21 protein-coding genes, 1 tRNA gene and 2 pseudogenes are annotated in these 25462 nt (G+C 34.3%); 17 read left to right on the top strand and 7 right to left on the bottom strand.

All coding sequences use genetic code 11. The annotated features are described in order from the left end of the window. Window positions 1-346: 346 nt before the first annotated feature. A complete protein-coding gene (locus OPR35_RS03070) occupies window positions 347-1789 on the bottom strand; it encodes a replicative DNA helicase (RefSeq protein ID WP_007302722.1) in 1443 nt (480 codons plus the stop codon). Between the two features lie 102 nt (window positions 1790-1891). Between OPR35_RS03070 and OPR35_RS03065 the strand changes: the two genes are divergently transcribed. The 5 genes from OPR35_RS03065 (at window position 1892) to OPR35_RS03045 (ending at window position 7885) form a co-directional block, all read left to right on the top strand. Next, a tRNA-Leu gene (locus OPR35_RS03065) sits at window positions 1892-1974 on the top strand. A gap of 22 nt (window positions 1975-1996) precedes the next feature. Further along, on the top strand, window positions 1997-2599 hold the full coding sequence (locus OPR35_RS03060) for an RDD family protein (RefSeq protein ID WP_007302723.1): 603 nt from the start codon (window positions 1997-1999) through the stop codon (window positions 2597-2599). A 91-nt stretch (window positions 2600-2690) separates the two neighbouring features. After that, entirely contained in the window at window positions 2691-5192 is a 2502-nt protein-coding gene (locus OPR35_RS03055; RefSeq protein WP_019236352.1) for a lipase family protein, read from the top strand. 104 nt (window positions 5193-5296) lie between these two features. Next, on the top strand, window positions 5297-6616 hold the full coding sequence (locus OPR35_RS03050) for a dihydroorotase (protein ID WP_052264764.1): 1320 nt from the start codon (window positions 5297-5299) through the stop codon (window positions 6614-6616). Window positions 6617-6700: 84 nt separating this feature from the next. Further along, entirely contained in the window at window positions 6701-7885 is a 1185-nt protein-coding gene (locus OPR35_RS03045) for a ribonuclease D (RefSeq protein WP_265024990.1), read from the top strand. On the opposite strand, the gene coaE is transcribed toward OPR35_RS03045, so the two are convergent. After that, entirely contained in the window at window positions 7875-8453 is a 579-nt protein-coding gene (coaE, locus tag OPR35_RS03040; RefSeq protein ID WP_007302729.1) for a dephospho-CoA kinase, read from the bottom strand. The genes OPR35_RS03045 and coaE overlap by 11 nt on opposite strands. A gap of 135 nt (window positions 8454-8588) precedes the next feature. Here coaE and OPR35_RS03035 point away from each other — a divergent pair, with 135 nt between their 5' ends. The 3 genes from OPR35_RS03035 (at window position 8589) to metG (ending at window position 12646) form a co-directional block, all read left to right on the top strand. Continuing rightward, window positions 8589-9992, top strand: a complete 1404-nt coding sequence (locus OPR35_RS03035; RefSeq protein WP_052264766.1) for an NAD(P)H-dependent flavin oxidoreductase — start codon at window positions 8589-8591, stop codon at window positions 9990-9992. Window positions 9993-10075: 83 nt separating this feature from the next. After that, window positions 10076-10990 carry a hypothetical protein gene (locus tag OPR35_RS03030; RefSeq protein ID WP_096097170.1) on the top strand — a complete coding sequence of 305 codons (915 nt, stop codon included), beginning with the start codon at window positions 10076-10078 and terminating at the stop codon, window positions 10988-10990. A gap of 126 nt (window positions 10991-11116) precedes the next feature. Continuing rightward, entirely contained in the window at window positions 11117-12646 is a 1530-nt protein-coding gene (metG, locus tag OPR35_RS03025) for a methionine--tRNA ligase (protein ID WP_052264938.1), read from the top strand. On the opposite strand, the gene OPR35_RS03020 is transcribed toward metG, so the two are convergent. Next, on the bottom strand, window positions 12643-14151 hold the full coding sequence (locus OPR35_RS03020) for a WH2 domain-containing protein (protein WP_246485285.1): 1509 nt from the start codon (window positions 14149-14151) through the stop codon (window positions 12643-12645). The two genes, metG and OPR35_RS03020, sit on opposite strands and share 4 nt — an antisense overlap. A gap of 95 nt (window positions 14152-14246) precedes the next feature. Between OPR35_RS03020 and OPR35_RS03015 the strand changes: the two genes are divergently transcribed. Beyond that, window positions 14247-14414, top strand: a complete 168-nt coding sequence (locus tag OPR35_RS03015) for a hypothetical protein (protein ID WP_246485284.1) — start codon at window positions 14247-14249, stop codon at window positions 14412-14414. Between the two features lie 293 nt (window positions 14415-14707). Next, window positions 14708-15103: pseudogene (locus OPR35_RS03010) on the top strand (hypothetical protein); the annotation flags it as partial. 30 nt (window positions 15104-15133) lie between these two features. On the opposite strand, the gene OPR35_RS03005 reads toward OPR35_RS03010, so the two are convergent. Then, window positions 15134-15472 carry an outer membrane protein assembly factor BamE gene (locus tag OPR35_RS03005; protein ID WP_007302809.1) on the bottom strand — a complete coding sequence of 113 codons (339 nt, stop codon included), beginning with the start codon at window positions 15470-15472 and terminating at the stop codon, window positions 15134-15136. A gap of 129 nt (window positions 15473-15601) precedes the next feature. On the opposite strand from OPR35_RS03005, the gene OPR35_RS03000 reads away from it, so the two are divergent. Both OPR35_RS03000 and OPR35_RS02995 read left to right on the top strand, forming a co-directional pair. Beyond that, the gene (locus OPR35_RS03000) at window positions 15602-16591 is read left to right on the top strand and encodes a ribonucleotide-diphosphate reductase subunit beta (RefSeq protein ID WP_019236348.1); all 990 of its coding nucleotides are present in this window, start codon (window positions 15602-15604) and stop codon (window positions 16589-16591) included. Between the two features lie 75 nt (window positions 16592-16666). Beyond that, window positions 16667-17332, top strand: a pseudogene (locus tag OPR35_RS02995) (IS6 family transposase). 755 nt (window positions 17333-18087) lie between these two features. Here OPR35_RS02995 and OPR35_RS02990 read toward each other — a convergent pair. Further along, a complete protein-coding gene (locus tag OPR35_RS02990; RefSeq protein ID WP_265024989.1) occupies window positions 18088-18906 on the bottom strand; it encodes a hypothetical protein in 819 nt (272 codons plus the stop codon). A gap of 127 nt (window positions 18907-19033) precedes the next feature. Beyond that, window positions 19034-19831, bottom strand: a complete 798-nt coding sequence (ygfZ, locus tag OPR35_RS02985; protein ID WP_006012580.1) for a CAF17-like 4Fe-4S cluster assembly/insertion protein YgfZ — start codon at window positions 19829-19831, stop codon at window positions 19034-19036. 112 nt (window positions 19832-19943) lie between these two features. Here ygfZ and OPR35_RS02980 point away from each other — a divergent pair, with 112 nt between their 5' ends. From OPR35_RS02980 to OPR35_RS02960, 5 genes are all read left to right on the top strand, one after another. Then, a complete protein-coding gene (locus OPR35_RS02980) occupies window positions 19944-20234 on the top strand; it encodes a co-chaperone GroES (protein ID WP_007302813.1) in 291 nt (96 codons plus the stop codon). 89 nt (window positions 20235-20323) lie between these two features. Next, on the top strand, window positions 20324-21982 hold the full coding sequence (gene groL / locus OPR35_RS02975) for a chaperonin GroEL (protein WP_007302814.1): 1659 nt from the start codon (window positions 20324-20326) through the stop codon (window positions 21980-21982). A gap of 287 nt (window positions 21983-22269) precedes the next feature. Continuing rightward, on the top strand, window positions 22270-22773 hold the full coding sequence (locus tag OPR35_RS02970) for a protein-disulfide reductase DsbD domain-containing protein (RefSeq protein ID WP_019236345.1): 504 nt from the start codon (window positions 22270-22272) through the stop codon (window positions 22771-22773). 127 nt (window positions 22774-22900) lie between these two features. After that, a complete protein-coding gene (locus tag OPR35_RS02965) occupies window positions 22901-23848 on the top strand; it encodes a hypothetical protein (protein ID WP_265024988.1) in 948 nt (315 codons plus the stop codon). 131 nt (window positions 23849-23979) lie between these two features. Further along, window positions 23980-24252, top strand: coding sequence for a protein-disulfide reductase DsbD domain-containing protein (locus OPR35_RS02960; protein WP_320157137.1), 273 nt, complete (start codon window positions 23980-23982; stop codon window positions 24250-24252). A 144-nt stretch (window positions 24253-24396) separates the two neighbouring features. On the opposite strand, the gene OPR35_RS02955 is transcribed toward OPR35_RS02960, so the two are convergent. Beyond that, the gene (locus OPR35_RS02955; RefSeq protein WP_265024987.1) at window positions 24397-25287 is read right to left on the bottom strand and encodes a hypothetical protein; all 891 of its coding nucleotides are present in this window, start codon (window positions 25285-25287) and stop codon (window positions 24397-24399) included. Window positions 25288-25462: the final 175 nt, after the last annotated feature.

Below are 25462 nucleotides of genomic sequence, written 5' to 3'. Positions count from 1 at the left end.
AAGTAATTCATCTTTCTGTTTAGGTAAAGCTAAAATTATATTCAAGTTACAGAGAATTTGCTATTTTTTAGTTGTATATCGGAAGTGTTAAATAAACCATACGCATCAAGTTAAGAAAAAGTGGCGTAAGGAAGAAAGGAAATAAGAAAAAACTATTTTATATATTAAGTAATAAGGTTAGTAATTTATAGATCTTTCTAAAAAATCATCTTATCCTAGATAAGAATTTCCTAAAAAAATAAATGTAACAAATAAAATGCCAATCTTAAATATTGCTATGTTTCACGATAGCTTCTTAATTTGGCACGTATGGTTTGTTAAACACTTCCAGAATTACTCAAAACCGCTACAGACTATATCTTTCTGTATAATCTTTAAATGCACCTCTATTGGAGTCAAAATGTAGCTTCACACTGCCAATTGGCCCGTTTCTTTGTTTTGCAATGATCAGCTCTGCAATATTTCTAATTTTCTCCATTTTCTCTTGCCACTCTCGATGTTTATTACTTCCTTCATTTGGTTGCTTTCTTAATTCATAATATTCTTCTCTATAGAGGAACATTACTATATCTGCATCCTGCTCTATGCTTCCTGAATCACGTAAATCAGAAAGTTGTGGTTTTTTATCATCCCTTTGCTCAACAGAACGAGAGAGCTGTGATAGTGCAACAATGGGAATATTTAGTTCCTTTGCAATTGCTTTTAAACCCTGCGTCACTTCTGAGATTTCTTGCACTCTATTTTCACTACTCCTTTTTGTTGTTCCTCGAATTAATTGCAGATAATCTATAAATACCACCTCTACATTGTATAGTTGATATAGCAGTCGTATTCTGGTACGAAGGGCACTAATTGATAGAGCAGGAGTATCGTCTATTATGAAAGGTAATTCTGATAGATCTGTACTAGCATTAATGAATTCATGTAATTCAAAATCACTAATTCTCCCAGTCAGTGCCTTATAATAACCAATGCCTGAATCTATAGTAATCAATCTTGCGGTTAATTGCTCTGCTGACATTTCAAGTGAGAAAAAAGCTACGTAGTGTTGTTTATCTGTTCTTTTTTGCAAAATCTTACAAGCGTTAAGTGCGATGTTCAGTGCCAATGCTGTCTTTCCCATTGAGGGCCTTGCAGCTATAATTAACAGATCAGATTTCTGCAAACCACCAAGAAGCTGGTTTAGATCTTGAAGTCCGGTTGTAATACCTAGAGCCTCTGGGTTATTCTTCAGCTTGCTAATCTTCTCAACCACATCTTTAATTGAACTTGCAAGCTTTATGTATGTTTTCTCACCTTGCTTTTTTACTGCTAAATTGAACAATTTTGTCATTGCTTGCTCAATTTGTACCTGTGCAGGATTTTCGATGTCATAGTTATAACTATCGTCAATTGTCTCTTGTCCGAGCTTGATTAAGCATCTTCTTAAATAAGTATCACGGATTATTCTGGTCAAGCTATAGATATCAAGAGCAATACTTGCCTTCGCTGCAAGCTTTGCTAGGTACTCAACTCCACCACATTCGGCAAATGCTTTATCATTTTCAAAAAACATCTTAAGGCTTAGTTCATTGGCAACTATGCCGTGTTTTCTGGTTTTAGATATCTGGGTAAAAATGCTTTGATGTAGTGGATCGTAGAAATTGTCTGCTGCAATTATATCTTCAACTGCATCACAAATTCTATTATCACGAATCATTGCACCAATGAGCATTTGCTCTGCTTCTAAATTATGTGGCAATTTACATATTTCTTCTCTTGAATTAATAAGGTTAACTAATTCATTCATTTTAAGTTTTTAGAGTAATGATTGATTATTGTAGAATATTCAATCTCGACTTAAAAGAGAAAAAATTTGACTAATCCTGTGTTGCTTATAGCATTAAAATAGGCCCCTGTGGTGGAATGGTAGACACGGCAGACTCAAAATCTGTTGCTTGCAAGAGCATGCTGGTTCAAGTCCGGCCAGGGGCACTCAAACATTGGAAAGTGCTTTATGTTACACAAGTTTTTTAATCGTTCATTTGCCATTCTTTCTTCTATAAATGCTATTCAAAGGATAAAGAAAGATGAAAATGGAATATGTTACGTAACGGGACTTAGACGCTATTTGTCAGTGCTGCTTGATTTAATCATCATCGTTTTATTTTTACAGTTTTGCGGTCAGGCCTTAAATCAACTCTTTATGAGCTCGGAGAGCAGTAAAATATTAGGCCAAATTGCTGCAAAATATCAAATGCAGGTGCCACTATCTGCAGAGGAAACAGCAATGCAGAGTAAACTAATAAAGTTACTAGTTCTAAATCAGATAGTTCAATTTATTATGCTTTTTAGTTATGTAGCATATATGTGGATAAGATTTGGCGCTACACCTGGAAAATTCTTACTTGGACTTAGAGTTGTGAATGCACAAACTTTTGAAAAATTGACTCTGAAACAAGCAACAAAGAGGTTTTTTTCCTTCATATTGTCAACTGCACCATTATTCTTGGGTTTCATATGGGCAAGTTTCGATAAACGCTGCCAAACTTGGCACGATAAGATTGCAAATACAGCAGTTGTCACAAACAAAAGTCTTAAGTGTGATAAAATGAACTAAATTCGTTTAAAATAAGAAAATTTTAATAGTTTTATTGATAAATTTGATCAAATGCTTAATTAATGATATACTAAAATAGTAGGTAAAAAATATGCCAAGTATTACTCATGATCAAAGTATGGATTCTATTAGCGATAGTATTGTACATATTGATGATAATGAAATAAAAGAATGCGTAATTGAGGCACTAGAACCATTTAAGAACGAATTAGAAGCTCAAAGTTTTGACCTTAATGGGCTAGGAACTTCTGACCTAGTTAAAGCATGGAAGAAGATAGAAGATTTTAAAGGTGCTGAGTTAAAGGATGCTTCTGACCTTGCTGATCTGATAAAAGGGCAAATTGCAGAATTTGATGAAGAAAAATTATGGAAAATGTGTACCTTTAGCAAAATTTCCTATGGTGATGTGGATAGAAAATTAGAGAAAGGTAAATACAAAACTAAAAGGAAGTTTGAAGAAGAAGGTTATCAGATTATAAGATTTTACGATAATGAACTTATTGAAGATAAATATTGCTCAGATGTTGATTATAAATTAGAGCAACACGATGTTGGCTATGCTTTAACTGGTAAAAATTCATATAATCGAGATGCTGGTTATATTTTTATTAAAGATAACGAAGTAGATATAGCTTACCATGGCACTCGTGATTTAAATGATGTGAAGGAAGATCTGCGTGCTTCTTTAACTAAGTTGCCATTTTTGTCTGGAGATAATTATGTTCACTCTGGTTTTTACTCTCTATTCAAACGTTCTTGGCCCAGCGTACATAAAATATTACAAGGGCATGCTAATGATAAAGGATTAGCAATCAAAGATTTAAAAATCAATGTTACAGGCCATAGCATGGGAGGTGCTCTTGCTAGTATAACTGCTTTATGTCTTAATAAAACAGAAGGTGCTGAAGATGTTCATGTTGCAACTTTTGGCTCTCCAAGAGTGTTCTACAATGGTGCTGCTGAAGTTTACAATGAGTGTCTTGGACATAATACTATTAGAGTAGCTTGTCAATCAGATCCGGTACCATGTTTGCCACATGGTAATGCTGGTATGCACTATAAACATGTAGGTAAACCATTAAAATTAGAAACAGGTAAAACTCTGGAGTATTTAGAACTACACTATCATAAAATCGATACCTATTATAACCTTATTGAGAAAATAGAGCAGGAAAAATTTAAATCGGATAGCGAAGCATCTAAGTATCGTCATATTGCTTATATTTGTGGCCTATTTTACCATGCAGTTTTGTCATATGTTGATGTGGATGATAAGGAATTCTTTGAAGAAGTCAGAGAAGAAAATGAAGGCATTAAGCTTTCTGAGATACCAATTCAACGTGCTCCAAATTTAGAAGAGGAATTTAGACAAGGAAAACAAAAAGTAGCTCAGCTTACTAATGAAAAAATTCAACTAGAGGGAAGGTTAAATAGTATACAACAAAGTTTGGTTGGAAAAACTAAAGAGTTAGATGATGAAAAAGGAAAATTAACACAAGAACAACAGAAGACTAATCAACTCAATGATCAAGTAGATAAACTTACTGCAGAATTTAAAGGGACAAAAGATCAGCTTGCAGAAAACAAAGCAGAGTTGGATGAGCAAATTAGCAAAGTAACTAGGCTTAACGGTACTGTAGAAAAACTTGAAGAAACAAATGCTGGATTAGAAAGAAAGAATAGTAATCTGACTAATCAACTGAAGAAGCTTGAGAAAGCAAAAACTAAGCTAGAAGAAAAGGTAGAATGTGCAGAAAAAGAGCTAAAGGATGCTAGAGCTCAATTCAGAGAGAGTGAGGGAGGGCTAAGGGAAGTAAAAGCTCAACTTGAACAGGAAAATAGTAATTTGTCTAGTCAAGCAAGGGAGCTTGAAAGGAAATGTGAGCAAACAGAAGTTCAACTTGTAGCATCAAAGCAAAAATTAGCTGAAGAAACTAGTAAAGTCATGCAACTTAGCAAAGAATCTAATGAAGCAAGAGCTCAGCTTGAAAAGAAGAAAAAAGAGATTGGAAGGCTAAAAGATCAAGTAGATCAAATGACTATACAAAACAATCAATTGGAAGGGCGGCTGGATGATGCAAAGCAAGGTCTAATTGATAAAACTGATGAAGTAACCCGATTAACACAGGTTGCTGATACGCTAAATGGTCGGGTAGCTCAATTGACTACACAAAATGATCAGTTGGAAGGGCAGCTGAATGATGCAAGACAATCGTTCGCTGATCAAATAATGCAACGCGAAAATGAAAATAACGACTTAAAGACAAAGCTGCAAGAAATTGAAAACAAAAGTGAAGTACTAGAGAAGAGTCTACAGAAGCAATTTGAAAGCAAGAATGAAGAGCTAAGTGAAAAATTCTTGAAAGCAAGAACTTACAGTAAAAGGCAAGGTAATTATGCTTCTGTTTCTTTTGTATTATCTGGAGCACTTGCTGTTGGTACAAGTCTAACAATGGTTCATTTAGCAATGTGTGTTTCGCTTGCTGTAGCTGCATTAACTTTTCTTGCAGTAGGATGTTACTGTTCTTATAACGCAAATACCGCACTTAATAACGTTGAAATCGAAAATGGTAGTTATAGAATAGCTGCTTGAGTATTAATTTAAATATTCTTTATTGCTAGTTTTATATCATCACTTTAATTTGGTTGTATTTTACTAAAAAAACTTTAGATTTATTTTATAATCGATACTCAAATATGATTTGGAATTTATTGCAGACAGGGCAAAAGGAAGGCTATAAAATTGCGTATACCAATGCTCGTATTATTGACCCGGAAACTAAACTTGATATAAAAGGTTCATTATTGACTGAAGGGGGTAAAATTGTTGATTTTGGCGAATCATTATTTTCAACAAGTGGAGTTGATGAAATAATAGACTGTAAAGGGCTTGTTCTAATGCCAGGCCTTATTGACATTCACGTACATTTTCGTGAACCAGGTCAAGAGCATAAAGAAACTATACATACAGGCAGCAAATCTGCAGCTGCAGGGGGCGTTACAACTGTAGTTTGTCAGCCAAACACTGTTCCAGCGATTGATAGTGTTGTCTTGGCTCAGTATTTGAAATATAGAGCATTTGAAACTTCGCATGTGAATGTGGAATTTTACGCTAAAATCACCACTTCGGAAGAAAAATTAACTGAAATGGCACTCTTAAAGGAAGCAGGTGCAGTTGGGTTCACCGATGATGGTATGCCAGTTATGAATCCAATGATTATGAGACAGGCACTGCTTTATTCAAGTATGCTTGGTGTTCCTATTGCTCAACACGCAGAGGATTTGAATCTATCTGCTGGTGGCGTAATTAACGAGGGTAAGATTTCTGAAGAATTGGGAGTAAAGGGAATCTTGAGTGCATCGGAATCGGTTATGGTAACTCGTGATATACTGCTAATGAAGAACATAGAAAATGTACACTACCATATTTTACATGTCTCTTCAAAAGATTCACTTGATGCTATTAAACGTGCAAAAGATTTGGGGTTAAATGTTACATGTGAAGTAACTCCTCATCACTTTACTTTAACTGAAGATATAGTAAAGCAACATGGAGCAATCGCAAAAATGAATCCGCCACTTCGTACAGAGGAAGATCGTTTAGCTATGATTGAAGGTTTAAAGACAGGTGTGATTGATTGTATTGCAACCGATCATGCTCCGCATGATCTTAGTTCTAAAGATTTGCCACTTGAAAATGCTGCATTTGGTATTGTTGGCCTTGAAACAATGCTGCCCATTTCACTTGAACTATATCACAGTGGACAAATGGGTCTACTTGATGTGCTTGCAAAATTGACATATAAGCCTGCAGATATCATACATGTGCCACGTGGCCGCATACAGAAAAACCTTGCAGCGGACTTAATTTTAGTTGATTTGGATCATGAATGGAAAATTAAAGTTGACAACTTTGCTAGTAAATCAAAAAATTCCCCTTTCGATGGACGCAAAGTGAAAGGGCGCGTAATACGTACCGTTGTGTCTGGCAAAACTGTATATTTACAGAAGGATTAGTTATCATACAGTTGCGTTCTCAATTTCAATCAATTGTAAATATTCAATATAAGTGGTAAAATATAGCCACTGAATAAAAAATATATGCTAATTAGTACGACATCGGAGCTGGAGAATGCATGTGAAGAATTGATGGCAAAAGATCCAAAATTTATAGCAGTGGACACAGAGTTTATTAGAAACAATTTAACCTACTATCCTAGATTATCACTAATTCAAATTTCTTACGGAGAGAAGAGTTTTATTGTAGATGTGTTAGTACCGGGAATTGACTTATCGCTTATTAAGAAAATAATGCTGAATCGAGAAATAACCAAAGTTTTTCATAGTTGTCGGCAAGACATAGAATCCTTACTCACCGTGCTTAAATGTGTTCCTACTCCCATTTTTGATACCCAAGTTGCTGCTATGTTTTGTCATTATTATCACGACTTTATTGGTTATTCAAAAGTAGTAGAGCAATATCAGGGGGTAGCGCTGGATAAAATTAAAGCTAAAAATTCAGACTGGTTAAAACGGCCATTATCTGAGGATCAATTAGATTATGCAGTAAATGACGTGATACACCTATATGACCTACACCAAATATTGTGCAATAAACTTGAAGAAAATAATAGGATAGGCTGGTTTCAAGAAGAGATGGAATCAATAGTTGATGTTAATAAGTATTTGCATAATCCAAAAGATGCATGGAAGAGGATTAAATTTAATTATGAAGCAAATCCAAGGTTGATGTTAACTGTTAAAGCAGTTAGTGAGTGGCAAGAGACCTTAGCACAGCGTTACAATATAAATCGTAATAAGGTAGTCAATAATGCCGTAATAACTGGTTTAATTGAAAAAAACGTGGAACATATTGATGACATTTTAGATGACCTTAAGAGAAACACAAAAAATATAAAAGAGGAAGATTTATTAGAATTTATAGATATTTTCAATGAGAATGAGAAGGAATTTGTGCAGCAAAATTATACTCTGTCGGATAATTATGATAAATCTGTCTTTGATATACTCTCGATTATTTTAGAGAGCAAATGTAAGGAAAATAACATATCGAGAAAGTTAGTTTCGTCAAAAGATGAGTTAGCTGGATCAATATCTGGGAAGATAGATAAATTGTTCAAGGGATGGAGATATGATTTTTTCGGCAGATCAGTAGAATCGTTTTTGAATGCAGGCTCAAGGTTTGAAATTTTAATGGTAAAATCTGCTGATAGTACAGCTAAAATTCGGAGTAATCTTGTGGAGAATAACCGTATCACGTGTTGAGGTCTAACGAGTTTATTATATCTTTCACTTGAGAAAGAACATTTGCGCTGGTATCGATGATAAAGTCGCTCATTTGCTTTTTTTCTTCAATAGGGAGCTGAATACTAGACATTAGATCCAGCTTTTTTTTATCCATATTACGCTCACTAATCCTTTGAGCTTGCACAACGCTATCTGCATGGATAAAAACAATAAAATCGCAATACAAATGGAATCTCGTTTCCAGCAGGAGTGGAATGTCTAGAACTAGAAGTTTTCTGTTGTTTTCTTTCTCATGAGCAATAAAAAATTCTAATTCATTTTGCACAGCGGAATGTACTAAAGACTGGAATTGCTTCCAATTTTCATCATGTGCTAAAAAATATTTAGACAATACTGTTCTATCAATTTTTCCATTTACTACTACCCCAGGAAATTTTTCTTCTGCATAACTTATTATGTTTTTGTCCACTTTATAAAGCTGGTGTACGACAGAGTCAGCATCAAACAAAGCGGCACCAAATTCTTTAAAGCAATTGGCTACAAAGCTCTTTCCGACTGCAATTCCACCTGTTAGACCTATTATCATATATCAAAGACTTCTTAAAAAGAATATGTGTCGTAGCTGTTATGTCTACTTAAAACTGAATTTGTGTGCATTAAAAGAAAAGCTATTATTTTTTTAGCAATCAAGTAAAATAGAGTGAAAGATTAAGAGGAAATTTTGAAAAATAAGATAAAAAAGATAGCAATTTCAGGGAAGGAAGTATGGCCAATCATCGAGGGCGGCAAAGGCATTGCAGTCAGTGATGGAAGGTCAAGTGGAGCATTTGCTGCAGCAGATGCTGTTGGTACGTTTTCTGGTGCAAATGCTAAACTTATTGATGACAATGGTGAGTTGGTGCCGCTGATTTATAGAGGTAAAACAAGAAATGAAAAGCATGAGGAATTAATTAAGTATAGTATTGAGGCTGGAGTTAGTCAAGCAAAAATAGCGAATGAAATATCAAAGGGCCGTGGAAGAATACATATGAATGTGCTTTGGGAAATGGGAGCAGCAGAACAAGTCCTTCATGGCATATTAGAAAAAGCAAAAGGTTTAGTTCATGGCATCACTTGCGGTGCTGGTATGCCTTACAGGCTTGGAGAAATTGCAGCTAAATATCAAGTTTATTACTACCCTATTATCTCATCGGCGCGCGCTTTTAAAGCGTTGTGGAAACGTGCTTACCAAAAAATATCTTCTTTTTTACTTGGTGGAGTAGTATATGAGGATCCGTGGCTTGCTGGTGGTCACAATGGACTCAGTAATAGTGAAGACCCAGAATTACCGCAGGCTCCATTTGAAAGAGTTGCAGAGCTTAGATCTTTCATGAATGAGGTCGGTCTTTCTGAAACGCCAATTGTTATGGCGGGGGGAGTGTGGAATTTGAAGGATTGGGAACATTGGTTTGACAATTTACAAATCGGACCAATAGCTTTTCAGTTTGGCACTCGTCCACTTTTAACAAAAGAAAGTCCGATTTCTACAGAATGGAAAAAGAAGTTACTTACTTTAGAAGAAGGTGATGTATTTTTAAACAAATTTAGTCCAACAGGATTTTACTCATCTGCAGTAAGAAATAGCTTCATATATGAGCTACAGGAACGAAATTCACGTCAAATGAAATTTTCAGAAAATGTGAGTGGAGAGTTTAATAATGAATTTGCAATGGGTAGCAGAGGTAGAAAGATTTACCTCACTGCAAAAGACAAAGAGCTAGCAAATGCATGGATTAAAGCAGGGTATACAGAGGTAATGAAAACTCCAGATACAACTGTTATTTTTGTGACGCCAGGCAAATTTGCGGAAATAAGACAAGATCAAATTAATTGCATGGGATGTTTGAGCCATTGTCTGTTTAGCAATTGGAAAGATCATGGTGACCATTCAACAGGGCGAAAGCCAGATCCACGGAGTTTCTGTATACAAAAGACACTGCAAAACATTGTACATGACGGCAATGTTGAAAATGAACTCATGTTTTCTGGGCACAATGTGTACAAATTTAAGCAAGACCCATTTTATAAAAATGGTTGCATACCGACAGTAAAAGAATTGGTAGATAGAATATTGGTTGGTTTATGACTAACTTGACAAGAAGACATTATTCTATATAATTTATAGTAATAATTGTTTATTAATTTAATCTTAATTTGAGGGGAATATCTATGCGCGATAGTGTTTTAAAAAGGTACGCACTTGCCTATATAAAAGAAAATGGCAGTGATAAGAATGTTCAAGAATTTTTACGTTCTCGTGGTATGCAAAATATTGAGAACTGGAGTGATAAAAATTTTGAAAATGCGTATAAGGAATTTAGGCGCTATAACCCAACTAATGAACACAATATAGGAAGTGATCGACGTGATAGTAGGCAACAACCTACAAGCCCTCAGGTTACACACGTACATGTACACAATAATAGAGGTTTAGATTTTTGGGATTATTTACTACTTAGCAACCTGTTTAGTGGTCATACTACAGTGATAAATAACCTTGGTTCCGGTAGCAGTAACCAGCCATGCAGAGAAGATAAGAAAAAAGACGCAGAAGACAACAGGAAATTATTAGCTTTAGGGATAGTAGCTGTAGTTACGTGTGTTGCTTTCCATGCTTTAATGTGTGTTTGGTACAACAGCAGCGAAAAAACGGCTAGAAAATCAGAAAAGGTAGATTACCTGGATAATAAACTTAAAATGTTCAGAAATATAGAATTTGCAGTTGGTGCAATTTCTTTAGCAGCTTTGGTAGGTTGCGCTATTAACCCAGTCTTACCAGTTTGGGGTTTAGTCATTCTTGGTATTAATTCTCTTGTATGTTTTGCTGGTGGTGTGGCTTTTCATATGAAACATGAGAAAGAGTCAGAAAATATTAAGAAGGCTGAAGAAGCGGTAATTAACTATCATAAATCAGAACCTGGATATGATTTGGGAGATTCTTCTAATCTTGAACCACCACCTCCTTACTCTCCTCAAGATCCTAATACTGCTTCAAGTGCTCCTTCTTATGATGGCACACCTGGGTATGCATTTGGTGATCCTAATGCGACACAACAGTTTGGAGGTTGTGCTGCTAAACCATAAGTTACTAATCGAGAATACCGCTGCAACGCGCAGCGGTATAATGGATTTTCAGATTGCTTGTCTGGTAGGATATGTATTGATTTTTATTACTAGTGCAGATACGATAAAGCTTTAAACTAGTACAAAATGGAGCAATTTGAGAGCTTTTACATCACTACGCCAATATATTACGTAAACGACAAGCCACATATCGGCCACGCATATACTTCCCTTATCTGTGATGTTACAGCTAGATTTATGAAATTAGCTGGAAAGAACGTCAAATTTACTACTGGTACAGATGAACATGGACAAAAAATTGAAAAAGCAGCTAAAACAAAGGGAATAGAGCCAAAAGAATTTACAGATGAAATAAGTGTTACGTTCAGAAAATTAGCTGAGCTAATGAACTTTAATTCTGATGATTTTATCCGCACCACAGAAGAACGTCATGAACAAGCAGTTATAGCTCTATGGAATAGGCTTGAAGAGAGAGGGCAAATATATCTGGATTCTTACTCAGGTTGGTATTCAGTTCGTGACGAAGCGTTTTATCAGGAATCAGAGTTGATAGATGGCAGAGCACCAACAGGCGCTGAAGTTCAGTGGATAAAAGAAGAGAGCTACTTTTTTCGTTTGTCAAGTTGGCAAAATAAATTACTAGAGTTATACGAAAATCATCCGAATTTCATCTTTCCTGAGAGCAGAAAAAACGAGGTGGTATCGTTTGTAAAATCAGGACTTACTAACCTTTCGATTTCTCGTACTAGTTTTAATTGGGGAATAAAAGTACCAGGGAATGACAAGCACGTAATTTATGTTTGGATAGATGCGCTCACTAACTATCTCACGTCAATAGGCTTTCCTAATATAGAAGATGAGGAATATAAGAAGTTTTGGACAAACTCCTTCAACATTCATGTGATCGGTAAAGACATATTGCGTTTTCACGCTGTATACTGGCCAGCTATTCTTCTTGCAGCAGATTTACCACTGCCAAAGCAAATTGCAGTTCATGGTTGGTGGCTAAACGAGGGGGAAAAAATATCCAAATCCCTTGGTAACGTTATAGATCCAATTAATCTTGCAGAAGAGTTTGGTGTTGATCAACTACGCTATTTTCTCCTTCGGGAAGCAAGTTTCGGTCAAGATGGTAATTTCAGTAAGAAGAACATGATCAGCCGCATAAACTCAGAGCTGGCAAACAATATAGGCAATTTAGTGCAAAGAACAATTTCATTTCTGCACAAGCAATGCTTTGGAGTTGTACCAGTGGTCGATCGCAATTTGCTTAAAGATGATGAGAGTTTACAAAATTGCAAAGCCATAATTGATCAAGTAATGGATCATCTATCAAAGTATGAATTTAACCAGATTATACTCCTGATTATCAATATCTCTTCCAAGGCCAATGCTTACATAGATAAAAGTGCACCCTGGACACTCAGTAAAACCGATAGAGAGCGCATGAATTTAGTGATTTATAAATTACTCGAATATATCAGAATAATTGGTATTTTATTGCAGCCAATTGTTCCAAAGTCAGCAGAAATAATACTTGACCAATTACAGACTCCAAAAGAACAACGTGATTTAAAATCTCTGTGCAACGCATGTGTAAGCTTAGGTGTTACATTACCTAAGCCTACGCCGATTTTTTTGAGGTTTGATATTTAAAGAACCCTTAGTAAACCAGGCTGAATTGGTCGTTGTGTAGTTAATTTGCTTAGTTCAACAGAATCAACAAAGGTACCTTGCTGTTTTGATGTGTTTATACCGTTGTCTACTTTGGAAGAAATGACTTTATTTTTGTTTTGATCAAGCTGCTTTATGATCTCGGCTACAGGAGGATTTGATGAATCTTCTACCTCACCTGGTTTTGTTGAAGAAGAAGCTGAATATGGATAATTATCCCTATTCTTCATTTTCTCTTGTTTTATATTATCACACTGAAAAGACATAGAATCTTGGGATGTATCCCACTCTTCATCATCAGATACATTACTACTATTGCTCAATAAATTATTACTAGGGCTATTTAGTAATGGATTTTCACTGGACATTATATTCTTTAATACTATTGGTAAGTTTAGCGGTTTTACGGGTTTCTTTAGCTCTTTATTGGACGTGTTATTTGGTTCTATAAGTGATTCTTCCAAACTACAAAGAGAATCATCTTGTTTGTCTAAGGAATCTAGCTCTTCATCTTGAAAACCACTTTTATTTCTTTGCTTTAGAACTTTGCTTTTCAAACCCTCATTCATATAATTTCCTTGTTGAATACTCTCACTATTGTTTTGCTCTTTGTCAGTTTTTTGATTTTCAACTTTCCTTATTTGATGTACTTCTTTGTTTCGCGATTGTACGTCGCTCTCTTGCTTTTCAGCAACACTTTCCTCCTCTTGTTTTTGAGGTATTTTTAAACCATCCTTTGGAACTGGCTTCAAAATAACACCTTTTCTTATCTGTTCAAGCAGATCAGAACGATCATGCTTAGATTCATTAGCCTTTTTCGGTGCACCATTCTTAGGTTTCTCCGTATACTTGGAAGCTGTAGGAGGAGGCGGCGGAGATGGTAGTGGTGCAGCATTTTGTGGCAATGGAGGAGGTGGTGGAGGTAGTAGTGGTACAATGGGTATTCCAGACATTACTGGAAATGATGGTGTAGGAGTATTGCTATGTTCAAGTCCTTTTGCTTTCTGTAAATCTTGTGATTGTTTTCTACCAGGATCAACTCCTTTCTCGCTGTTTATTGCAGAAAGGTATGAATAGATAAGATATGCAGCTAAGCTCAACATAACCGATGCAGAAACAAAAGCAATAACTGCAGAAGAAACTGGCACTGCAGCACTACTTAATACTGCTGAAATGATAAAATACGTGCATACTCCAGCTACAGGACCGGATGTACACAATAACAAAATAGCAATTGAATATTTTAAGGCAGTTGCCTTTTTTTGTTCTGCTACAGATGACTTTTGATTTTCACTATCAGAGTGTACACCATTATGTTGTTCAGTCATAGGTTTTTTCGGCACACCCTGTTTAGTATTGCTTCTATCATTTTTAGTTTTGTCACTCGCATTATCTTCTTCTTTATGACTGAGCGCTATTTCTGGTTTCTGGATTCTTAACATGAGTACTATTCTTGCTTCCTTCATCTGCATTTTTGCTATCCACATTATTTTTTTCTTGTATTTTCTTAAATAGTGGATTTTCTGCAAAATTAAGAGATGATTGTTGAACAGGACTCTTAGATTGACCTTTTTTTGGTTCAGTGCGACTGCTAATTCCTGATGTAGCCAAATTAGAAGGTTTTTTATTATCCTGTGGAGGTGTCCAATTCTTTAAACCTTCGAGTGGTAAAGGAGGTGGTGGTGGAACTGATGCAGGTATTTTATTATTAGATGAATCAGTAGTAGGAATTTCTCTTCCTTATTATTAATATAATGTTATTAACAATTAAATTATTAGTACTTGTTAATAATTTTTGAGTAAGTTAACATTAAGATAATAAAATAAAAAGGAAAGAGAGAGGAGCAGTCTTCTAAGAAGAAATAGAAGCTATCTTAAACCTCAAGTCATCACTTTGTTACCACAGCACATCATCGATGTTTTGGTATTCAGAATCATAAAAATAGCTTAGTGTTAGATATTTTTATGATAACCTCTCTTAAACAATTGATATTTTACAGTGTTTTTGGTAAAATAATAGCTTAAGGCTTAGAATAAAAGTTTATGAGTGAAGCACAAGGTCCAAATATTGCAGAATGGCAGGCACAGCAGCAACACCAGGAAGCCGCTAGTGAGAAAAGTGGTTTCGGTCTTGGTCATAGTGACTCTGTTGCAACAATTGTGGATGGAATGAAGTGGATGTTCAACTTTCATGAAGGAGCAATTGCTGCTTATAATAATGTGTTTGAAGGTTTGGTCAGTGGTAGCAGTCTAGTAACGTTATTTGGGAAATCAGGTAATATGTTTGGCATAAAATTTCTTGAAAGTCTTGCTGAATATTTTTCAGGTGGAGGTGGAGAAGATATGCCATCAGAAGGAATGGGTATGGACTACGGTGATGAGGGGCATCATCCGGATGATTATCCCCACTCTAACAATGAAATAGCTCAAAGTGCTGATACTTGTGATGAAAAATAGATCAGCAAATTTTCAATCAACAACAGCTAAAGACCTTTCTGCAACGTTGATTTCTCTTATATCTGTAACTTCGTCATTCTGATTAAACGAAATTTGCAGAGACTTACTACTGTACTTCCTTTTTCCCAAGAAGTTAGCTTGTTTAATTTTATATGAGACATAGTACCAAACATTTTCGTCGAACTTTGATACTAGTGTTGGCGATCCTAAAGTATGAACCACTTTTTCTCTATCATCACCTACTTGTATTTTGCTCCACAGTTCAATATTAATGCCAGGAACTCCGTGATTGTGAATAGTGTGAGTGCAGCTCACTGTAAATAATAAAATAAAAGATATTAATACTCGCATTTCGTCAATTAATTATTTGAAATCATAATACACTGATAAACTATCTGTCGTCAAATTTCAAAAAAGTTAAATTGACTGATTCTCAATATCATTTAATATAATATTTACTTCAAAATAATTAGGTACCTTATGTCATTGCTAGAAGCAGATCCAATATACAAGCCTTTTAATTATCCTTGGGCATATGATGCATGGTTGCAGCAACAAAGGATACACTGGATACCTGAAGAAGTTCCGCTTGCTGATGATGTGAAAGATTGGAAAACTAAACTTTCGAATGTAGAGAAAAATTTATTGACCCAGATTTTTAGGTTTTTTACTCAAGCAGATATTGAAGTAAATAACTGCTATATGAGGCATTATTCAAATATATTTAAGCCAACAGAAATATGTATGATGCTTGCAAGCTTTTCCAATATGGAGACTATACACATTGCAGCCTATTCATACCTTCTAGATACGATTGGCATGCCAGAAAGTGAATATCAAGCATTCTTAAAATATGATGCTATGAGAAAGAAGTATGAATATATGTTAGAATTTGAGGAAAGTAAAAAGCAAGATAAAAAACATGTTGCTAAAACTTTAGCAGTATTTGGTGCCTTCACTGAAGGATTGCAGTTATTTGCATCATTTGCAATTTTGCTCAATTTTCAACGGTTTGGAAAAATGAAAGGTATGGGGCAAATAATTGCTTGGTCAGCACGTGACGAAACCTTGCACACCAATTCAATTATCAATTTGTTCAATACGTTTATTAAAGAGAATAATGAAATTTGGAATGACGAGTTCAAAGAAGAATTATATTCTGCATGTCACACTATTGTTGAACTTGAAGATGAATTTATAAGTCTTGCTTTTGATTTAGGAGATGTTGAAGGGCTATCTGCAGAGGAAGTGCGCAATTATATACGTTACATAGCAAACAGAAGGTTAACGCAATTAGGTCTTAAATCTATATATAATGTTAAAGATAACCCTATTCCGTGGCTTGATGAAATACTAAATGGCGTGGAACATACAAATTTCTTTGAAAATAGAGTAACAGAGTATAGCCGTGCAGCAACTCAAGGCACTTGGGAGGAAGCTTTTGCTAAAAACGATACAAAAAGTGAATAGCAGTAACTTCGGTTCTGTCGCATTTGTAGGGAAGTAGAAAAAAGAATGATATAATTGTCTAAAAATAAAGCAAAGATGTTTCGTATCAATCAAAAATTATTGCCATCCTTCAAAGGATTTAGCTTTTCAGCGATGTTATCTGTATACATGAAATGTCGATTCTCTTTGAGCTATCGAGATTTGGAAGAAATTATGAGTATAAGGGGAGCAAAAATTGACCATGCTACGTTACAAAGTGGGTTATCACCACTGATAGATTAGGCAGTAAGGAAAAGAAAGAAGCAGGTTGGTAGTAGTTGGAGAGACCTACATTAAATTAAACGGTAAATGGGTTTATTTATATAGAGCACTATTGGTAATACTGTAGACTTCCTCTTGTGTGTTAGTAGAGACAAGTCTGCAGCACTTGCATTCTTTCGTAAAGCCTTCAGGAGTAACTATCTTCCTGAGAAAATTGTCATTGATAAAAGCGGCAGTAATACTGCTGCTCTTGATGATTTGAATGCAGAAATTTCTGAAGATTATAGAATCACAGTTCTTCAAATAAAATATCTAAATAATATTGTTGAGAGGTTTATCAAGAAGCGAATAAAGCCTATGCTTAGTTTTAAAAATTTTCATTCCGCAAAGATTACTATTACAGGTATAGAAAATATTCGCATGATTCAGAAAAAACAAATTATCGGAGCTAATGACAATGTTTCTACTTTTGAGAATTTTGCTATGTTAATGGCTCTATAACTCCTATAATCCCAGCTTTAATGATCTTCTTTTCTATGGTTTATAGATGCAACAGAACCAGATAGGTTGCTGTGTAAAAATTTGGGAAATGTTTTTGTTAGTATTAAAAATTACATAATGTGTATTATGGAAAATATAAGAAACACAAGCTTTCAGCAAGAGAAAATGCAATTTTTGCTCTTCTCAAACAGCATAAAAAAGTGCCTGTTGAACCTCCAGATTAATGCTCAAAAATGTTCAATTGATACTTTAAAAGTATTACTTTAAAAATACCTAAAGTATCACTTCAAAAGCACTTAAAAATTTTATCTTTTAGGAAAAATTTTCCAAGACTACCCCCTTATTGGCTTTTGTTAGAAAAATATTAAAACTATAACCAAATATGTAATCTTTTATATGATTGTATTAGCTTAGCTCCCTTAATGGTTGTTTCTTTTTTTTTTAAAATATTAAAATAAATATAACTTTTCAGAGTTATCCACAGTTTTTTTATTCTCAATTATATATTAGTATTTGGAGATCATATTTATTATAGATCTCCAAAGTACTCAGAAATGTAAAGTTATGTACTCTACTAGGTTATCAACTTAGTTATTAACAATTCTGTGAATAACTTAAACAGGAAAAAGGGGCTTTTGTGCGAGTTTATGGTTATACATATCGTAAAACAAGGTATCTAAAATCCTGTTAATAGATACTTCAAAAAATTTGGAGAAAAGGAAGAAGCTTCTTCCTTTTTTTACTTAACTACACTGTTACACGTCTAGACTTGCATAAATTTCTTCTGATAGTAGATCAACATTATCTACATTCCCACTAGGCTTTGATATTTTATATGTAATACCACCAGCAACAAGTCCAGTGAGTACAGCAGCAGCTACAGCTATGCCAATTAAAGCCAATATTGGTAATGAAGCACCAGCAGCAAAAAGTCCACCACCAACTGCTAATCCAGCTATAACACTGCAAATAGCACCAGCAACAATTGCTTTACTAGTTGGGCTAAATAGCTTATTTTCAACATTTGGATTTATTTTATCCGTACTGCTTTCAGCTTTCACTCTATTTTCAATAAGGTCTCTAATTGAGGTTATCAATTTCTTAAGATTTTCTTTTTGCTGTACACATTTTTCATTTATCAATTCTCTCTCTATAGCATCTTTAATTTCTTCAAGCTCACCTTTTTTTAAAGAATCGAAAAATTCTTCTTTCAAAGCTTCTAGAACATTATTTAAAACTTTTGATGGATATTGGCGACTAGGATCTGTAATATATTCAATCAGTGAAATAGATTCTATCTTACCTTGATTGTTAGAAGATAAAATCTTTGCTCTTACAACTTCTTTAAGCAAAACTAGTTCTTTCGCACGCTTCAAAACTGCTTTAAGATAGTCTACACGAGTTGCTTCATAAGTTCCAATTATTGACTCCTGAGTTTTTTCATTAGTTTCACTAAAAATAGTAAGAAAATCTTCTTTTGATACTTTTCCTAAAAGTTCACCAATATCTCTATTATCTCTAAAGCTTTTATATAATTGTTGAAATGATACTTTCTGTTTTGCTGTTAATGGCATATCAAACTCTCCTATTAAAAATAATAATATACTTTAATTATGATATATTTAAATAATAAAGTCAAGAATTTAACTAGTATTGCAAACACTTAAACAAGAAAAAGGGGCTTTTACTCGAATAGATATTTTATAACGTCTTAATGCTAACTCCACCGACATATAAATTTGCGTGGCTTTTTCCAGTATTAAGCAATGCAAGTCCAATATTGTCGACACTAGAGCGTAGTTCTCCTACTTCTTCATTATGTTCACTGATTACTTTAGTGCCAATATTTGGAAGTGCATTTTTTCCCTCAACAAGGTAAAGTTTCCTTCTGAATTTTTCTTGTCTGCTCATTCGATTTACAACTTCCTGACCTATATAGCACCCTTTATTAAAGCTTATACCATTTATCTTATCGATTAAATATTGCAGCGGAAATGATGAATTTTGCACCATATCTTTTGCTCCATCTGGGACAAGGTTTTTAATTCTAACTTTTTCATACTGAATAAAATCTCCAACCGGTTCTTTTATTTCATCTTCATGTATGATCCTCATTCCTAGCAGCTTGTGCCTTGGATCTTGAAAAATAACTTGTGACTTACTACTACACTTCGCCAACTTAGCATCAAACAAAACTCCAACCTTATATAGTGAACTAATGTCTTTAATCCTCACTCTAAGGTAAGTTTTGAGCAAGTCTAATTTTTCAATTATTTGCTGTAGATGGGCATTTTCACACTCCAAATAAATATATTTATCATGCTCAATGAGGAAAAAATCGTACAGATATTTTCCCTGAGGGTTGAGTAATAAAGAGTAAATTGCCTGCTGGCTACTTAGTTTATTAATATCATTTGTTATAACACCCTGAAGAAAATCTCTCGTATCTGGTCCGTATAAAGATATTAGACTACGGTTTGCTAGCGGTATGTAACCCATAAAACTTCTGTTCAAATCTTAATTATACACTTTTACTAACTCCAACCCTTGAAATGTAACCTTTAGATGACTACATAGAATTGTAGGTTAATCTATTAATGAGGAAACATAAATGTCAAGTGTAAATTTGAATGTATTAGATGATAACGTGCTAATAAAGCCTATTACTGAAGAAAAACAAGGTGGAATTGTACTACCATCAAGTGCTGAAAAGAAGCCTACTAAAGGTGAAGTTATAGCAATTGGTAGTGGTTCACGCAACTCAAGCGGAGAGCGTATAGCTTTAACTGTAAAAACTGGTGATAAGGTTTTCTACAGGCAGTGGGCTGGCACAGAAGTAGAGCATGACAATGAAAAGTATGTCGTGATGAAGGAGTCAGACCTACTTGCTGTTATCAAGTAGGTATCCCTATTTTACTAAACTAATGCGCTATATAGTGCATTATGTATTTTAATATTCTAAATTTTTTATTAATTTAAGGAGTGATAAAAATGGCTAACATAGTAGTATCAGGCGAACAGTTGCAAGAAGCCTTTCGTGAAGTTGCAGCAATGGTTGACTCAACGGTGGGAGCAACTGCAGGGCCTAGGGGAAATACAATAGGAATTAGCAAGCCATATGGTGGACCAGAGGTCACAAAGGATGGCTATAAGGTAATGAAAGGTATAAAGCCTGAAAAACCATTACACTCTGCGATAGTAAGCACCATTGCTCAAAGTGCTTCTCAGTGTAATGACAAAGTTGGTGATGGTACCACAACATGCTCAATACTGACTAGCAATATGATAATGGAAGCTTCAAAGTCAATTGCAGCTGGAAATGATCGTATTTGTATCAAAAATGGAATACAGAAGGCAAAAGATGTGATATTAAAGGAAATTACATCAATGTCTCGCACAATTTCTTTAGAGAAAATGGATGAAGTTGCACAAGTTGCAATAATTTCTGCAAATGGTGATAAAGATATTGGTAATAGCATTGCTGATGCTGTTAAAAAGGTTGGAAAAGAAGGCGTCATCACTGTTGAAGAGAGTAAGGGTTCAAAAGAATTAGAAGTTGAACTTACAACTGGTATGCAGTTTGACCGTGGTTATCTCTCTCCATACTTTGTTACAAATAATGAAAAGATGAGCGTGGAGCTTGATGATCCATATTTGCTGATTACAGAAAAAAAACTTAATATTATTCAACCTTTACTTCCTATTCTTGAGGCTATTTTTAAGTCTGGTAAACCTTTGTTTATCATTGCAGAAGATGTTGAAGGTGAAGCATTAAGCACTTTAGTGATCAACAAATTACGTGGTCTAAAAGTTGCTGCAGTAAAAGCTCCAGGTTTTGGTGATAGGAGAAAGGAGATGCTCGAAGATATAGCAGCTTTAACAGGTGCTAAGTATGTCATAAAAGATGAGCTTGGAATCAAGATGGAAGATTTGACTCTTGAAGATCTTGGTACTGCTAAAAATGTTAAAATCACTAAAGACAATACCACAATTGTTAGTGAAGACAGCGACTGTGACAAACAAAACAGAGTAAATGCTAGAATTAACCAGATTAAATCTCAGATTGAAACTTCAACCTCTGATTATGACAAAGAAAAGCTAAGAGAGCGTTTAGCAAAATTATCAGGCGGCGTTGCTGTACTCAAAGTTGGTGGAGCAACTGAAGTAGAGGTAAAAGAACGTAGAGATAGAGTAGAAGATGCACTTCATGCAACAAGAGCTGCAATTGAAGAAGGGATAGTTCCAGGTGGAGGAGTTGCACTTCTTTACGCTGCATCTGCTCTTGATAAGCTAAAAGCTTCAAGCGATGAAGAGCAAATAGGTATCAACATTGTCAAAAAAGTTCTCAGTGCTCCAATCAAAAGATTGGTTAAAAATGCTGGTCTTGAATCTGCTGTTATAATTGACTATTTGATTAAGCAGAATGATAAAGAGCTTATATACAACGTTGAGGCTATGAACTACGCTAATGCATCAACAGCTGGTGTAATTGATCCGGCAAAAGTAGTTCGTATTGCTTTTGAAACGGCAGTGTCTGTAGCAAGCGCACTTATTACTACTGAATCTATGATAGTTGATCTACCAAACAAAGAAGAAAATGCTTCATCACCTATGGGTGCAGGAGCAATGGGCGGAATGGGTGGATTCTAAGTAAACAAGAGCCTTGGAGCAACTTGCTCCAAGGTATCTTTCTAGTTCTAAAAAGTCTTACATTTATAAAGGAAATAAATTTGTGATTTTCTATGCAAAGCCACTACTATTTATATTTGTTACGTCTCTTTAATATTATAACTGCTTAAAAATAAAAAAATAATATATGAAAGTTATAATTGCTAGTATATTACTATTAGTATAATATTATATTAATAAATGATTTATATAATATTTTTATTATAATAGATAGAACTTAAATTATTTTCTTCATAAATAGAGTATTTATGAAAATACGTATATACTCAATCCTACTTTTACTTTTTTCTTGCACTCAATTGTGCGCTGAAGAAGAAGTTGCAAAATTTGATCTGCTCATTGGTAAGATAAATAAAGCAAACCTTACCATTGAAGGCGCAATAAAGGTTACAATAAAACCAGGTTGGCATATATATTACAAAGACCCTGGAGATTTCGGCCTTCCTACTTCCTTTGACTGTCAGGGTAACATATCAAATATAGATATTCATTGGTCTACTCCCAAGGAACATGAAGATAAAGTTGGGGAAGTTACATTTGTTAGTAACATATATGAAGATATGGTGTTATTTCCCTTTAAAACTAATATCATTCCAAATCAGGAATACGTTGATATTAACTTTCATATAAAGTACGCAATATGTAAAGATAGGTGTATCCCTAAAAATGCCGAGATAAAAACCAGTCAACCACTAAAGGATTTTATAGATTCTGATATCAATAAACTCATAAATGAGTGGTACAAGAAGTAAGGTTAAAAAGCAAGAGCTTAACAACTATAGTTGAGAAAGAGCTTTAAAAGCCTTATGTGCAATTAAAGTCATTAATTATTTACTATATTATGTTAATATAGTAATATTAATTTTTTGATATACAATCATGACTCATCAATGTAAACACATAATAAATGAAACTGCTAATCAAAAAAAAGAAGAAGGAATAGAAGGTGTGATTATTACTACAGCACACGCTTCAGATGATATGCACAACTGCGTAAAACGTGCAAATTATTCTACTCTTACTAAGCACATTTGTCAACCTGGTTGGTTTATAAAGGACCTATTGGAGGAATTTTTTCCTGAATTAATACACAATGAAAACATCATGCATTATACTAACCCAAACCCTGTTAAGGAATACTATGCAGCAAATTTTGCTATAACATTTGAATGTAAGGAAGATGCAAAGTGTGGAAATGCAATAGATTATACAAACTTTTTACCTAGCGGTATATGGTGTAGTGGAAAAGGTAAAACGAATACTAGCGGTAAGGGTTATCCTTACAATGATCTCTCTGCTGATAATAACAATAAAAGTGCATGTTATCACAGTAAAGATTTTAATAAAAATGCACTTCATAACAAAAATTTCTTCTGGAATACAACGTGTCCTAATCTAGTATTAGATCGTAGCGTAGAAGAGCTAAAAGAATGTGCAGGTAAAACTATAGTTGCAAAATTGGTATCACCTTTAATAATTGTTGATAAGAGTAATATGATAATAGATAAAGATGGCAACAATACTAAAATACCCTATCTTCACTTAGAGCACTTCTTAACTTTTGACGGTAAGCTTAAAGATGATCCTAAAAACAACTGTGCAATTTATAAGAACCTCACTAAGAAACCCACTGAATTAATTGAATTAAAAGATAAAGTTTTATGGACTTCCGACAAAGAAGTAAAGTTGATAATTCCTGACACTGGTAATATGAGATGTTTAGGTTCTCCTAGTAAAAGTGAGAGCGTAATTCAAAAGAGTGATGAGATAACTACTGATAACGAAGAGCTCCCTAGCTATAACTACAGTAGTGATTATGTGCTATAATTTTCTTGAATGTACGCTCAAGAAAAGGTTTATTGCTACAATTTTCATGATACAAAAATAAGCTTAGGTATTTTAACTTTTTTATAAGGTTTGATACCTACTCTCTTTCCTTTCAGCTATAAACATACAATATAGATATTCATTGGTCTACTCCCAAGGAACATGAAGATAAAGTTGGGGAAGTTACATTTGTTAGTAACATATATGAAGATATGGTGTTATTTCCCTTTAAAACTAATATCATTCCAAATCAGGAATACGCTGATATTAACTTTCATATAAAGTACGCAATATGTAAAGATAGGTGTATCCCTAAAAATGCCGAGATAAAAAACAGTCAACCACTAAAGGATTTTATGGATTCCGATATCAATAAACTCATAAATGAGTGGTATGAAAAATAGAGCTCCCAGCGAGCAAGTGATAGTTATACGATAGCTTAAAAATGTTATTCCTGTCCCTGAATTTTCCAATAAAGATCTTTCCAAAAATTTCGATCATGAAGCCTTTTGGTCCCCAAAAGGCTTCATTTCAATCAATAACGAAAATTATAACTTTGAAAGAGCTGCTTGCTTATTAACTCCTGTAGTGATTTGTATGCTTTCCACACTTGTTGAAGGATAAAATCCTTTTATTACTTCAGAGCCTTCTCGCTTTAAATATGACAATGCTTCATATAAAGGCTTCGCTTCATATTGTCTTCCTACTTTTACTTCTTTATTTGCAGCTAATTGCTCCCAAGTGACACCATTGCTTTCAATAAACTCTACAGCACCATTATCACTAATGATAATTTTCATTTCACACTCTTCTCCTTCAGCATACCAATTTAAAGTCATATAATATGAGCCGTTAGCTACTTTATAAATTCTTGTTCCATTCTCATCAACTCTGCAGCGTATTCCCCTTGTTTCACATTTGCTTTTACTAGGCAGCAATAATGTAATTCCATCTACACCATATTTTCTGCATATATCACTATTTAAAACATCAACCACATTTATTGATTTTGTAGGATCGCCAAGCATAATTCTGAGTGCAGGCTTAATCTTACCTTTCTTTCTACTTTCTTTAATTCCTATATATTCTAAAGTATTATCTTTTATACTTTCCTTTACATCTTTTGCAATTTTCTGAGCAATTGCACCTACGACATTTTTGCTATCGTACTTATTGGCATGTTTATATTCATACCTGCCATTAACCTCATATCTATACTTTTCCTGTCCTTCTTCATTGGAAAGTACAGTAGAAAAGTGTTTAAACCACTTTTCATCATCATCAATACTAACTTCTTCGTTCTTATCTTCAGAATCCATAGATACTTTACTATCTGGGCTCAGATTTTTAAAAAAATTATCTTTTAAGCGCAAATAAAAACGATTACTTTTATCAAAATAATCCTGATTATTAACTGCTTTTGGATTATCTACCACCATATTACCTCCACATATTAGCTATATAGAGGTATATATCAGTGTTGACCTTCTAGGTCAACACTAAACAATAACGAAAACTATAGTTGTTTCTTTTCACCTGCTAAAGATTGTGCTTGTGCTTCATCTACACTTGTTGAAGGTTGCTTCTCAATATGTGTGATTTAGATATTCTCGT

Origin of the sequence: Wolbachia endosymbiont (group B) of Protocalliphora azurea (assembly GCF_947251865.1) — a bacterium.
Taxonomy (GTDB): Bacteria; Pseudomonadota; Alphaproteobacteria; order Rickettsiales; family Anaplasmataceae; genus Wolbachia.
This window is presented reverse-complemented; position numbering and strand designations above follow the sequence as displayed.

Excerpts from the sequence above, each read along its gene's own strand:
- OPR35_RS03070 (WP_007302722.1), bottom strand. The coding sequence starts at position 1,789 with ATGAATGAATTAGTTAACCTTATTAATTCAAGAGAAGAAATATGTAAA.
- OPR35_RS03060 (WP_007302723.1), top strand. The coding sequence starts at position 1,997 with ATGTTACACAAGTTTTTTAATCGTTCATTTGCCATTCTTTCTTCTATA.
- OPR35_RS03055 (WP_019236352.1), top strand. The coding sequence starts at position 2,691 with ATGCCAAGTATTACTCATGATCAAAGTATGGATTCTATTAGCGATAGT.
- OPR35_RS03050 (WP_052264764.1), top strand. The coding sequence starts at position 5,297 with ATGATTTGGAATTTATTGCAGACAGGGCAAAAGGAAGGCTATAAAATT.
- OPR35_RS03045 (WP_265024990.1), top strand. The coding sequence starts at position 6,701 with ATGCTAATTAGTACGACATCGGAGCTGGAGAATGCATGTGAAGAATTG.
- coaE (WP_007302729.1), bottom strand. The coding sequence starts at position 8,453 with ATGATAATAGGTCTAACAGGTGGAATTGCAGTCGGAAAGAGCTTTGTA.
- OPR35_RS03030 (WP_096097170.1), top strand. The coding sequence starts at position 10,076 with ATGCGCGATAGTGTTTTAAAAAGGTACGCACTTGCCTATATAAAAGAA.
- metG (WP_052264938.1), top strand. The coding sequence starts at position 11,117 with ATGGAGCAATTTGAGAGCTTTTACATCACTACGCCAATATATTACGTA.
- OPR35_RS03020 (WP_246485285.1), bottom strand. The coding sequence starts at position 14,151 with ATGTGGATAGCAAAAATGCAGATGAAGGAAGCAAGAATAGTACTCATG.
- OPR35_RS03005 (WP_007302809.1), bottom strand. The coding sequence starts at position 15,472 with ATGCGAGTATTAATATCTTTTATTTTATTATTTACAGTGAGCTGCACT.
- OPR35_RS03000 (WP_019236348.1), top strand. The coding sequence starts at position 15,602 with ATGTCATTGCTAGAAGCAGATCCAATATACAAGCCTTTTAATTATCCT.
- OPR35_RS02990 (WP_265024989.1), bottom strand. The coding sequence starts at position 18,906 with ATGCCATTAACAGCAAAACAGAAAGTATCATTTCAACAATTATATAAA.
- ygfZ (WP_006012580.1), bottom strand. The coding sequence starts at position 19,831 with ATGGGTTACATACCGCTAGCAAACCGTAGTCTAATATCTTTATACGGA.
- OPR35_RS02980 (WP_007302813.1), top strand. The coding sequence starts at position 19,944 with ATGTCAAGTGTAAATTTGAATGTATTAGATGATAACGTGCTAATAAAG.
- groL (WP_007302814.1), top strand. The coding sequence starts at position 20,324 with ATGGCTAACATAGTAGTATCAGGCGAACAGTTGCAAGAAGCCTTTCGT.
- OPR35_RS02970 (WP_019236345.1), top strand. The coding sequence starts at position 22,270 with ATGAAAATACGTATATACTCAATCCTACTTTTACTTTTTTCTTGCACT.
- OPR35_RS02965 (WP_265024988.1), top strand. The coding sequence starts at position 22,901 with ATGACTCATCAATGTAAACACATAATAAATGAAACTGCTAATCAAAAA.
- OPR35_RS02955 (WP_265024987.1), bottom strand. The coding sequence starts at position 25,287 with ATGGTGGTAGATAATCCAAAAGCAGTTAATAATCAGGATTATTTTGAT.